We start from the raw sequence: 11660 nt of genomic DNA, 5'->3' as shown, positions 1-11660 counted from the left end.
CCTGTGAGCGGTGGATCGGGTGATTCACGCCACGGCCGGGCTCTACCCGCTCTCGCTCCACCGCCCCTGTCGCCCCTGCCGCCCTCTGCTGTACGAACGTCACGGAACGGGATCCATGCCTGCGGAAGCCAAGACTGCGGCGAAGGCCGCGCAGCCGCCCGTACGGGCGGCGCAGCCGGTCACTCCCCCGCTCACCGAGCGCCAGGAGGCGCGCCGCCGCCGCATCCTGCACGCGAGCGCGCAGCTGGCGAGCCGGGGCGGTTTCGACGCGGTGCAGATGCGGGAGGTGGCGGAGTCCTCGCAGGTCGCGCTGGGCACGCTCTACCGCTACTTCCCGTCCAAGGTGCACCTGCTGGTCGCGACCATGCAGGACCAGCTGGCCCACATGCACGGGACGCTGCGCAAGAAGCCGCCGACGGGCGACACGGCGGCGCAGCGGGTCGCGGAGACCCTGATGCGGGCCTTCCGCGCGCTGCAGCGGGAGCCGCACCTCGCCGACGCGATGGTCCGCGCCCTGACGTTCGCCGACCGCAGCGTGAGCCCGGAGGTGGACCAGGTCTCCCGCCAGACCACGGTGATCATCCTTGACGCCATGGGTCTCGACGATCCCACCCCCGCCCAGTTGTCGGCCGTCCGCGTCATCGAGCACACCTGGCACTCGGCGCTGATCACCTGGCTCTCCGGCCGCGCCTCGATCGCCCAGGTGAAGATAGACATAGAGACGGTGTGCCGCCTGATCGACCTGACGTCACCGCCCCCGTGAGGGGCGCGGGGAACCGCGCGCCCAGCCCCCACCGGCCGGTGGCCGACCACACCCTCGCGCCTTCCCCCCTCACTCCTCCGGAGGGAACACCGCCTCCCCGCTGCCCGGCAGGGTGATCGTGATCGCCTCCACCGGGCAGCCCTCCGCCGCCTCCAGGACCTTCTCGTTGGCGTCGCTCTCGGACTCCGCGGGGTGGGACTGCATGGCCGCGTCGAGGCGGAAGGCGTCCGGGGCGAGGTGGGTGCACTGGGCCGAGCCGATGCAGACGGAGCGGTCGACCTCGACGTGCCAGCGGTCGCCCATCCCTCAGACCTCCCAGCCGGCCGGCAGGTGGATCGTCTTGTGCTCCAGGAACTCCCCGTACCCCTCGGGGCCGAACTCGCGGCCGAGCCCGGAGTTCTTGTAGCCGCCGAACGGGCCGAGCATGTCGAGGCTGAAGGTGTTGACGGAGTACGTGCCGGTACGGACCCGGCGGGCCACGTCGATGCCGCGGGGCACGTCGGCCGTCCAGACGCTGCCGCTCAGGCCGTACTCGGAGTCGTTGGCGATCTTGACCGCCTCCTCCTCGTCGCCGTACGGGAGCAGGCAGATCACCGGGCCGAAGATCTCCTCGCGGGCGATCCGCATGGAGTTGTCGACGTCGCCGAAGAGCGTCGGCTCGACGTACCAGCCGCGGTCCAGGCCCGCCGGACGGCCGCCGCCGGCGAGGATCTTGGCGCCCTCCTCCTGGCCGATGCGGATGTAGTCGAGGCTGCGCTGCTGCTGCCGCCGGGCGACCAGCGGGCCGACCTGGGTGGCGGGGTCCAGCGGGTCACCGACCACCAGCGCGTCGGCCGCCGCCGCGAACGCCTCCGCGAACTCGTCGTAGCGCGAGCGCGGCAGCAGGATGCGGGTCTGGGCCACGCACGCCTGGCCGTTGTTCATCCAGGCCGCCGAGACGATGCCCGGCACGGCGGTCCCCAGGTCCGCGTCCGGCAGGACCACCGCCGCCGACTTCCCGCCCAGTTCCAGGGTCACGCGGGTGAGGTTGCGCGAGGCCACCTCCATGACACGCCGGCCGGCCGCGACCGACCCCGTGAAGGAGACCTTGTCGATCCCGGGGTGTCCGACGAGGTACTCGCTGACCTCGCGGTCCGCCGGCAGGATCGACAGGACGCCCTCCGGCAGCCCGGCCTCCCGCGCGATCTCGCCGAGTATGTACGCGTCCAGCGGTGACTCGGGCGACGGTTTGAGCACGGCCGTGCAGCCGGTCAGCAGCGCGGGCCCGAGCTTGGCCGCCGTCACGAACTGGGGCGCGTTCCACGGGACGACGGCGGCCACGACCCCCACCGGCTCGCGCCGGACGAGGATGCGTCCGAGCACCCCGTCGCGCGTCTCCTCGTAACGGAAGTCCCGTGCGACGGTGAGGGCGGCGTCCCACACCATCATCGCGCCGAGCGCCTGCGCGAGGACGCTCCAGGAGTACGGGGAGCCGTTCTCGGAGGAGATGACCCGGGCGATCTCCTCGTGCCGTACGGCGATCGCGTCCTTGATCCGGGTGACCACCCCGATGCGCTCGTCGAGGGTCATGCGCGGCCAGGGCCCCTCGTCGAAGGCGGTGCGCGCCGCGGCCACGGCCCGGTCGACGTCCTCCCGCGAGGCGTGCGGCACCCGGCCGATGACCTCTTCGGTGTGCGGGGAGACCACCTCGATGACGTCCGGGCCGCCGGGAGCGGTCAGCTCCCCGCCGATGAACAGCTTTCCGTGTTCCACGAGTTCGGTCATGACCGACTGCCTCTCCGAGGGAACCACTCGTTCCTGACGGTGCATCAGACATTGAACTGATATCAGTTCCACCGGACGGAGTCCACGGAGCACACAGCACTCCCGCTGGAACCCGTTCTAGTTATAGTGGCGGGAAGCCGGCGACAGGGGAGCCCATGCCACAGGTGACCGACCACGGCGGCGGCGTACGGTCCGTCGCGGTCCCCATCCCGGACAACCCCCTCGGCCACACCCTCGTGTACGTCGTGGACACCGACCGCGGACCGGTGCTGATCGACACGGGCTGGGACGACCCGGCGTCCTGGGACGCGCTCACCGAGGGGCTGGTGGCGTGCGGGACGGCCGTCGGCGAGATCCACGGCGTGGTGATCACCCACCACCATCCCGACCACCACGGGCTGTCGGAGAAGGTGCGTGGGGCGTCGGGCGCGTGGGTGGCCATGCACGCCGCCGACATCTGCGTCGTACGCCGCACCCGCGAGACCGAACCGGGACGCTGGCTGGCGTACATGGCGGACAAGCTGACCGCGGCCGGCGCGCCCGAGGAGCACGTGGCGCCGCTGCGCACCGCCCGCCGCCCACGCCTGCCCGGCCTCTCCCCCGCGCTCCCCGACCGGGAGATCGTCCCCGGCGAACTCCTCGGCCTCGCCGGCCGGCGGCTGCGCGCGATCTGGACCCCGGGACACACGCCCGGCCACGTCTGCCTCCACCTGGAGGAGGCCCATCCGGCCCAACTTCCCGGTCGCGGACGCCTGTTCTCCGGCGACCACCTCCTGCCGAGGATCACCCCGCACATCGGCCTCTACGAGGATCCGGACGACGACACCGTCCCCGACCCGCTCGGCGACTACCTCGACTCCCTGGAGCGGGTCGGCGGCCTCGGACCGGCCGAGGTGCTCCCGGCCCATCTGCACCCCTTCACCGACGCGCCGTCCCGCGTACGGGAGTTGCTCGACCACCACGAGGAACGCCTCACCGGTCTCCTCGCCCTCCTCGGCACCCCGCGCACCGTGTGGCAGGTCGCCGAGCACATGGAGTGGAACCGCCCCTGGGCCGACATCCCGTACGGGTCCAGGAACATCGCGGTCTCGGAGGCGGAGGCCCACCTGCGCCGCCTGGTGAAGCTGGGCCGCGCGGAGACGGTGCCGGGGAGCGGCCCGGTGACGTACATCGCCGTCTGAGAGGGCGTTCGTGTGGGACCGGTCCCCTGTACGGCTCTCACACCCGCCCCGCCCGAGGAGCTGAGCCGTCGCTGCCGAAAGTCCGTGGACGAGAAAGCGGCGCACCGCCCGGATCGGGCGGCGCGCCGCTTTCCCGCGGACCTGCGGGTGTCCGTGTCAGCACTCGCCTCGCCAGCGGACGCTGTAGAGGACTTCCGTGTAGGGAGCGGTCCACTTGTACAGGCCGGGCCCGGGGTTGTAGTGGATACAGCTGGTGGTGGTGCCGTCCCCCTCGTACCAGTACGTCATGTCGACGTGGTCGGCTCCCGGGAACGCGTATCCGTTGTTGAAGATGGACTGGAAGCGCACCTGGCCGCTCCAGTTGCCCGCCGTCTTCAGTACCAGCGATCCGGTCTGGTCCGGTCCGCTGTAGGCGCAGAAATACCCCTTGGGGCAGCCGGGCGGATTCGGTTCGGCGGAGGCGGTGGTGGCCGAAGCGATGACACCGAGCATCGCAGCGGCGGTTGCGATCGTTGCCGCAGCCTTCTTTCGCATGGTGTTCCCCTGTTTTCTGGTCGTGGCCGTCGTCCCTGGCGCCAGGACGTACGGTGACCGGTCCGTACGTAGGTCAGTCCGTACGTGGATCACGTCCACACCATGGCGCAGATCGTGGCGGTGGCGCGAGACCCTTAAGGCACATCTGAAATCCGCTGGTCAGGCGTGAGAACAGGGACACTGCCTGTCAGAAGAGCGGTGCCGAGCGGCGTCAGCGTGTGCAGGATCGACGCCCCGGTGCGCTGGCTGTGGACCAGCCCCGCCCGGGACAGCACGTGGACGTGCTGACTCGCCGCGGAGGCGGAGACCCGCAGCCGCGAGGCGAGTTCACCGGTGGTGGCCCCGTCGCGCAGCGCTCGGAGGACTTCGGCCCGGGTGCGCCCCAGCAGCCCGTCCAGGGCACTCGCCGACCGGGGAACCGGTTCATTCGCGGTGGGACCGACGGGGTAGACAAGGACCGGGCGCAGCTGCGGGTCCGCCAGGGCGACGGGAACACGGGAACAGAAACGGGACGGTACGAGACGAAGTCCGCGGCCTGAAAGGTGCAGATCGCGTTCGACGGGATACCTCACGTACAGCACGGGAGGTTCCCATCGCACCGCGGTGCCCAGCGAGGTGAGAAGGCGGGAGACACCACCGTCCCGGAGGGCACGCGCGCGTAGGGCCCGGTCGGCTTCCACGTACGCTTCCACCTGCGTCCAGTCAGGAGCGATGACCGTGTCGTACACGCATCGAAACGCCTGCACCAGGTCGGCCAGCTGGCGGTTGTCGCGGTCCGCGTCGGCCAACTGCCGTACCGGGCGTGGCACTCCACGGTGCTGCTGGGACGACAGCATCTGCAACTCTCTCCGAACCCGGCCGGGCGGAGTGTTTCGTACCGCGGAGATCGCTGTCCGCATTCCGTCGGCTGCCTCAGCCGGGGTCAGGAAATCCGGAACATAGCCTTTCTGGGGAACAAGCGCTCTCAGATAGCGGACCTGGTTTCCCAGCTTCTTCCGTGCGACGACTTCCCGTGCTCTGAGGCGCCAGTCCCGAAAGGCGCGTCCCGGCCTCGCACACACCAACTGCTGCAGGCCGAGGATCGTTTCCCAGCAGGGATCGGGGCCCGTCGCCACATGAGTCAGTGCCAGGTCGCTGGTGGTGAAGTGAATACGTAACACAACCCTCCGTTCGCAGCCCTCACGAAATGAGCGTACGCATCCGATGTTCTCACCCGGCGCGAGCAGGAGGAGGGGTCGAGCGCGGTTGTGTCAGGTGCCGGTGCCGTCCTCCACCGCGTAGGCGACGCCCCGTTCGTACGACATGGCCAGGCCCTGCGCGTACGCCCTCGTGTAGGCCTCGTCGCCGATCTTCCCGCGGACCAGTCGTTCACGGGCGCGGCGGGCGGCCGTCAGGTCCGGTGAGTCCATCTGGGCTCTGCCCAGGCGCTCCCAGATGCGCTGGCCGACGGCGAGCAGGCGCGCCGCGCGGTGCCCGTCGCCGGTCGCGGCCACCGCGGAGGCCAGCACGTCGAGGGTGAGGGCGACTCCGAGCGTGCTGTTCAGCGACAGATGCCCGACGACGGACGTACGGGCGTTGCGCAGCGCCGCCGGGAAGTCGCCCTCGGCCAGGTCCGCCTGGGCGACGAAGCAGTCCGCGAAGGCGCCCGCCCAGGACTCGCCGTGCCGCGCGCTCTCCGCGCGCACCTCGTCGGCGACCGCCCGGGCGCGGACGAGGTCGCCGAGCAGCAGGTGCACGAAGGAGAGCCCCAGCCGTACCTGGAGCTGCGCGGACCCCAGCCAGTCGTCGCGGACCGGGAGCGGTTCGGCCGCCCGGAACACCGCCAGCGCTTCGGCGAGCCGGCCGCGCAGGAGCAGGTGCCCGCCGGTGAGGTAGGCCGCGGCGGCCACCTCGACGGGGTCCCCCCGCTCCACCGACGCCGCCGTGTACACCGACGCCCAGCTCCCGGCGCTGTCCAGGTCGCCCTGGAGCAGGGCGACCGCGCCCCTGGCCCACAGGGCCCGCACGAGATCCGGGCCGGGCGCCGGATCGGCGGTGAGCACCTGGTCCAGGCAGTGCTGGGCGTCCCGCAGGTAGCCGCAGTGGCGCCACAGGAAACCCAGGTCGGCCGCCGTGCGCAGGGCGGTCGCGCCGTCGCGCTCGGACAGCGCGCAGTCCATCGCGGTACGGAGGTTGGCGTGTTCGGCGACCGTGCGCTCGCACCACAGCACCTGGCGGCCGGTGTTCCACTCCGTGCAGCCGGTACGGGCCAGGCTCCGGTAGTGGTCGAGGTGCCGCAGCCGCAGGGTCCGCTCCTCGCCGAGCGCGCGCAGCCAGTCGCCGCCGAACTCCCGCACGCTGTCCAGCAGCCGGAAACGGACGCCGCCCCCGCCCCCGTCTCCGCTCCCGTTTCCGTTTCCGCTTTTGCCTTCGCTTTTGGCTCCGTCTCCGTCCCCGCCGCCGCTGCCGCTGCCGCTGCCGCTCGGGCGGTGGCGGAGCACGATCGACTGCTCGACGAGCCGTTCGAGCAGTACCGCGATCCGTACGGCGGGCAGGGGGCCGCCGGAGCAGACGTCCTCGGCCGCGGACAGGTCGAAGCCGCCGCTGAACACGGAGAGCCTTGCCCACAGCAGCCTCTCCAGAGGCGCGCACAGCTCGTGGCTCCAGCCGATGGCCGTCCGCAGCGTGCGGTGCCGCACGGGCCCCTCGCCGGGTCCCGCCGCGAGCAGGTCCAGCGGGGACGGCAGCCGCTCGCCGAGCCGTTCGTCGAGTTCGGCGAGGGAGAGTTCGCAGAGGCGGGCCGCGGCCAGCTCGATGGCCAGCGGGATCCCGTCCAGCCGACGGCAGACGGCGGCGGCCGTGCCGGTGGAGGCCTCGTCCAGGACGAAGCCGGGGCGCGCCTCGGCGGCCCGCTGGGCGAACAGGTCGAGGGCGTCACCGGCCTCTGCCGGTGGCCGGGCCGGGCCGGTGCCGTCGCGTACCGGCAGCGGGGCGACCGTCACACGCAGCTCGGACGGCAGGCCGAGGTGTTCCCGGGTGGTGGCCAGGAACCGCAGCCCGGGGGCGGCGGGGAGCAGGGCGCGGACGAGGTCCGCACAGTCGGGGAGCACGTGTTCGCAGGAGTCGAGGACGATCAGCGCCTCCTTGTCCGCCAGCCACTCGGCGAGCACCTCGGTCACCGGGGACGTCGAACTGTCGGCCAGCCGCAGCGCCTCGACCACGGCGAAACCCACCAGGCCCCGGGCCCGCAGCGGCGAGAGCTCCACGAACCAGACGCCGTCCCGGTACCGGTGGGCGGCGCGGCGGGCGGCCCGCAGGGCGAGCCGGGTCTTGCCGACGCCACCGGCCCCGGCGAGCGTCACCAGCCGCCCGTGCCTCCCGGAGGGGTCCAGGAGTCCGTCGAGCCGTTCCAGTTCCCGTGGCCGGCCGACGAAACTCCGTGTCTCGGGCGGCAGGTTTCCCGGCCGCCCGTCGCCCGCCCTGTTTTCCGGCACGGCAATGCCCTCCCCGCACAGCGTGACAGCGAGCCCGGAGGGATCCCGCACGGGTCAGTGTGACGGGCCCGCGGGACTGCCTCCGACCGCACCGGCGAGCCGGACACGAACTCGGTCCCCCACCGCCACTTCCGGGCATATTGCGACGAGATGTGATCAACGCCCTGTCGGTACGGGTGCGGAGGGAGATATTCAGAGACCGTCGTGCGACGGGAGCGGTGGCGCCCGCCGACGCGGTCGCGGATGCCGCCGCCCATGCCCACGCCGATTCCCATGTCCGTGCTGTGCCCATGCGATTGCCGATGCCCGATGCGAATGCGGATGTGGATGCGACCCGACGACCGACGACGGCTCCGCGGCCACGGCCGCGGCTACGGCTACGGCCTGCCACGCCCGTCCGGTCCGCCCCGCGACCTCCGCGACCTCCGCAGCCCCTCCGGACCACCTGCACCCCCGGGGCCGCCCGAACCCTCCGAACCCTCCGGGCTCTCCGGGCTCTCCGAAGCCCGGTTCCTCGCGCCCTCGGCGGTCGGCGTCCTCGTCGCCGGGCCCGCACTGCTGCTGGACCGGGTCCCGGCCGCCGTCACGCTGTCGCAGCTGCTGCTCGGCTGCGCGCTCACCGCGCACACCGTGCGGCAGCGGGACCGGCTCACCGCGCGGCTCGCCGAGGTGCGCGAGGTCGTACGGATCACCCAGGAAGCCGTCGTACGGCCGCTGTCCCGCAGCTTCGCCGGCACGCACGTCTCCACGCGCTACCACTGCGCCGTGCACGAGTCGACGCTCGGCGGGGACCTGTACGACGTCGCGGTCACCCCGTTCGGCCTGCGGGTCCTCGTCGGTGACGTGCGCGGACACGGTCTCGAAGCCGTCCGGCTGACCGCCGAGACGGTGGCGGGCTTCCGCGAACTCGCCCACACGGTCCCGGACCTGACCGCCGTCGCCACCGGCCTGGACGAACGCCTCGCGCCGGACCTGGACCCGGAGGACTTCGTCACCGCGCTCCTCGCCGAGTTCGCGCCGGGCGAGGTCCGGCTGGTCAACTGCGGCCATCCCGCGCCCCTGCGCGCCGGCCAGCGCATCGAACTGCTCGAACCGGGCGTCGCCACCCTGCCGTTGGGCCTCGGCCCCGACCCGCGCCAGTACCGCGTACGCCTCCAGCCGGGCGACCGCCTCCTCCTCTACACCGACGGCCTCACCGAGGCCCGCGCCCCCGACGGCACGCTCTTCCCCTTCCTCACCGAGGCCGCCCACGCCCTGCGCGACCCCCTCCCCGACGAGGCCCTCGACACCCTCTACTCGCGCCTCCTCGCCCACACGGGCACCGCCCCCGTCGACGACCTGGCCCTCGTCCTCTGCCAGCCCACACCGGCCCCGGTCCCGGCACCGCACACGGCCCGCCGCGCCCTCTAGTCCGGTGACCGCAGCACTCGGCGGAGCGAAGTCCACCGTATGCGTCTACCGCTGCGCGTCGATCTCGGCGACGAGGGCCTCGATGCGGGTCCTGATCTCGTCGCGGATCGGACGGACGGCTTCAACCCCCTTGCCTGCGGGGTCTTCCAGCGTCCAGTCGAGATACTTCCTGCCGGGGAAGACGGGGCAGGCGTCGCCGCAGCCCATCGTGATGACGTAGTCGGACGCCTGCACCGCCTCGGTGGTGAGGACCTTGGGGATGGCGGCGGAGATGTCGATGCCGACTTCCTTCATGGCCTCGACGGCGGCCGGATTGACCTGGTCACCGGGGATCGAGCCGGCCGAACGCGCCTCGACGCGCGCGCCCGCGAGGTGATCGAGGAAAGCGGCGGCCATCTGCGAGCGGCCCGCGTTGTGAACGCAGACGAAGAGCACGGAGGCGAGCGGCGCGGGCGGGGACGCGGGCATGGGCACGGGCACGGGCACGGGCATGAGCGTTTCCTTCGGCCGCGGAGCGGGCGCCCGGCAGGACGGGCGACATGGGAGGGGACGTCATGGGGTCCCCTTCGACGGGATCCCATACTTCAGCCCCGACTGGTATCAGTCTTGGCTGATGTGACAATATCAGCCCATGATGACGTCAGTCGACACTGATCTGATGCGGGTGCTGGCCGATCCGCTCAGGCTCCGGATCGTGACCCTGCTCGCCCACGAGACGCTGTGCACCACACACCTGGTCGCGGAGACGGGCGCCAAGCAGACCAACCTGTCCAACCACATGAAGGTGTTGCGTGAGGCGGGCGTGGTGGACACCGAGCCGTGCGGCCGGTTCATCTACTACAAGCTGAAGCCCGAGGTCATCGAAGCCCTGGCGAACTCGTTCGCCGAGCTGGCCACCATCGCCGGACAGACCGTGGAGACCGGCCGGAAGCGGGCCTGCTGATGACGTCCACGGAACCCGCGACGGCCGGCACAGCGGGCGGCGGGGAGGCGGGAGCCGTCGCGAAGCTCTCCACCCTGGACCGCTTCCTCGCCGTGTGGATCCTGCTCGCCATGTCCCTCGGCCTGGCTCTGGGCCGTCTCGTTCCCGGCCTGGACGACGCGCTCGCGAAGGTCGAGATCGGCGGGATCTCCCTGCCGATCGCCGTCGGCCTGCTGGTCATGATGTATCCGGTGCTGGCCAAGGTCCGCTACGACAAGCTCGACGCCGTCACCGGCGACCGCAGGCTGATGGTGTCGTCACTGCTCATGAACTGGATCGTCGGCCCGGCCGTGATGTTCGCGCTGGCGTGGATCTTCCTGGCCGATCTGCCGGAGTACCGCACCGGGCTGATCATCGTCGGGCTGGCCCGCTGCATCGCGATGGTCGTCATCTGGAACGACCTGGCCTGCGGCGACCGTGAAGCGGCCGCCGTACTGGTGGCCCTCAACTCCGTCTTCCAGGTCCTGGCGTTCGGCCTGCTCGGCTGGTTCTACCTCGACCTGCTGCCCGGCCTGCTCGGCCTGGGCGACGGTGAGCACCTCGACATCTCCATGGGGAAGATCGCCCTGAACGTCCTCGTCTTCCTCGGCGTCCCCCTGCTGGCCGGGTTCCTCACCCGCCGGATCGGCGAGAAGAAGCTGGGGCAGGAGCGGTACGAGTCCGGCTTCCTTTCCAGGATCGGTCCTTGGGCCCTGTACGGCCTGCTCTTCACGATCGTCGTCCTCTTCGCCCTGCAGGGCAGGACGATCACCTCACGACCGCTGGACGTCGCCCGGATCGCACTTCCGCTGCTCGTGTACTTCGCGGCGATGTGGTTCGGGACCTTCGCGCTCGGCAAGGCCGTCGGCCTGGCCTACGACCGCACCGCCACGCTCGCCTTCACCGCGGCCGGCAACAACTTCGAACTGGCCATCGCCGTCGCCGTCGCCACCTTCGGCGTCACCAGCGGCCAGGCCCTGTCCGGCGTGGTCGGCCCGCTCATCGAGGTGCCGGTGCTGGTGGCGCTGGTCCACGTCTCGCTCGCCTGGCGCCGGCGGTTCCACACCGCCTGACATGCGCCGCGGCACCGGGAAGCGGCCGGGGCGGCCCCGTCGGGGATGCTCCGGACGCCGGTGCGCACGACCCGGTACGGGTCAGCGGGTCCCCGCGGTGAGCAGCTGCCCCATCGCGGCCAGAACGCCCGGCTCGACGCGGTAGTACACCCACGTCCCGCGCCGCTCGGAGGCCAGCAGACCGGCCTCCTTGAGCTTCTTCAAGTGGTGGGAGACGGTCGGCTGCGAGACACCGACGTCGGAGATGTCGCACACGCACGCCTCGCCGCCCTCGTGCGAGGCGACCAGCGAGAACAGCCTCAGCCGCACCGGATCCCCGAGCGCCTTGAACATCTTCGCGGTCCGCTCCGCCTCCCCGGCGCTCAAGGGGCGCTCGGTCAGCGGCGGGCAGCACGGCACGACCGCCCCGTCCGGCTGGTTCAGGACCGGCAGCTCCACCACACTCGAATTCGACATACGTCGATATTGACATCCGTCGATACCACGTGGCAAGGTCCCTGA

At 71.6% G+C, this 11660-nt stretch carries 12 protein-coding genes; 5 read left to right on the top strand and 7 right to left on the bottom strand.

The window, feature by feature from the left end:
• The first annotated feature begins 115 nt into the window (after positions 1-115).
• The gene (locus tag QFZ75_RS27025) at positions 116-763 is read left to right on the top strand and encodes a TetR family transcriptional regulator (RefSeq protein WP_307540909.1); all 648 of its coding nucleotides are present in this window, start codon (positions 116-118) and stop codon (positions 761-763) included.
• 69 nt (positions 764-832) lie between these two features.
• Here QFZ75_RS27025 and QFZ75_RS27020 read toward each other — a convergent pair whose 3' ends face one another.
• Entirely contained in the window at positions 833-1066 is a 234-nt protein-coding gene (locus tag QFZ75_RS27020) for a ferredoxin (RefSeq protein ID WP_307540908.1), read from the bottom strand.
• A 3-nt stretch (positions 1067-1069) separates the two neighbouring features.
• Positions 1070-2527, bottom strand: a complete 1458-nt coding sequence (locus QFZ75_RS27015) for an aldehyde dehydrogenase (protein ID WP_307540906.1) — start codon at positions 2525-2527, stop codon at positions 1070-1072.
• A 155-nt stretch (positions 2528-2682) separates the two neighbouring features.
• On the opposite strand from QFZ75_RS27015, the gene QFZ75_RS27010 reads away from it, so the two are divergent.
• Positions 2683-3708, top strand: coding sequence for an MBL fold metallo-hydrolase (locus tag QFZ75_RS27010; protein WP_307540905.1), 1026 nt, complete (start codon positions 2683-2685; stop codon positions 3706-3708).
• 156 nt (positions 3709-3864) lie between these two features.
• Here the strand turns inward: QFZ75_RS27010 and QFZ75_RS27005 are convergent, their stop codons facing one another.
• The 3 genes from QFZ75_RS27005 to QFZ75_RS26995 all read right to left on the bottom strand — a co-directional run bounded on the left by QFZ75_RS27005 (position 3865) and on the right by QFZ75_RS26995 (position 7715).
• Positions 3865-4242 (bottom strand): peptidase inhibitor family I36 protein, encoded by a 378-nt coding sequence (locus tag QFZ75_RS27005; RefSeq protein WP_307540903.1) that lies wholly within the window; start codon positions 4240-4242, stop codon positions 3865-3867.
• 134 nt (positions 4243-4376) lie between these two features.
• Positions 4377-5402, bottom strand: a complete 1026-nt coding sequence (locus tag QFZ75_RS27000; protein ID WP_307540901.1) for a helix-turn-helix transcriptional regulator — start codon at positions 5400-5402, stop codon at positions 4377-4379.
• A 90-nt stretch (positions 5403-5492) separates the two neighbouring features.
• Positions 5493-7715: an AAA family ATPase gene (locus QFZ75_RS26995; protein WP_307540900.1), complete on the bottom strand. Its 2223-nt coding sequence runs from the start codon at positions 7713-7715 to the stop codon at positions 5493-5495.
• Between the two features lie 327 nt (positions 7716-8042).
• On the opposite strand from QFZ75_RS26995, the gene QFZ75_RS26990 reads away from it, so the two are divergent.
• Entirely contained in the window at positions 8043-9125 is a 1083-nt protein-coding gene (locus tag QFZ75_RS26990; RefSeq protein WP_307540899.1) for a PP2C family protein-serine/threonine phosphatase, read from the top strand.
• A 45-nt stretch (positions 9126-9170) separates the two neighbouring features.
• On the opposite strand, the gene QFZ75_RS26985 is transcribed toward QFZ75_RS26990, so the two are convergent.
• Positions 9171-9617, bottom strand: coding sequence for an arsenate reductase ArsC (locus tag QFZ75_RS26985; protein WP_307540898.1), 447 nt, complete (start codon positions 9615-9617; stop codon positions 9171-9173).
• A gap of 139 nt (positions 9618-9756) precedes the next feature.
• On the opposite strand from QFZ75_RS26985, the gene QFZ75_RS26980 reads away from it, so the two are divergent.
• Together QFZ75_RS26980 and arsB are read left to right on the top strand one after the other, a co-directional pair.
• Positions 9757-10068, top strand: a complete 312-nt coding sequence (locus QFZ75_RS26980) for a helix-turn-helix transcriptional regulator (protein WP_307540897.1) — start codon at positions 9757-9759, stop codon at positions 10066-10068.
• On the top strand, positions 10068-11159 hold the full coding sequence (gene arsB, locus QFZ75_RS26975; RefSeq protein ID WP_307540896.1) for an ACR3 family arsenite efflux transporter: 1092 nt from the start codon (positions 10068-10070) through the stop codon (positions 11157-11159). Before QFZ75_RS26980 ends, arsB begins: the two co-directional genes overlap by 1 nt.
• 81 nt (positions 11160-11240) lie before the next feature.
• Here arsB and QFZ75_RS26970 read toward each other — a convergent pair whose 3' ends face one another.
• Complete coding sequence (locus tag QFZ75_RS26970) at positions 11241-11615, bottom strand: helix-turn-helix transcriptional regulator (protein ID WP_307540895.1); 375 nt, start codon at positions 11613-11615, stop codon at positions 11241-11243.
• Positions 11616-11660 lie beyond the last annotated feature (45 nt).

Origin of the sequence: Streptomyces sp. V3I8 (assembly GCF_030817535.1) — a bacterium.
Classification (GTDB): domain Bacteria; phylum Actinomycetota; class Actinomycetes; order Streptomycetales; family Streptomycetaceae; genus Streptomyces.
The sequence above is the reverse complement of the archived record's forward strand: the minus strand, read 5'-3'. Positions and strand labels throughout refer to the sequence as shown.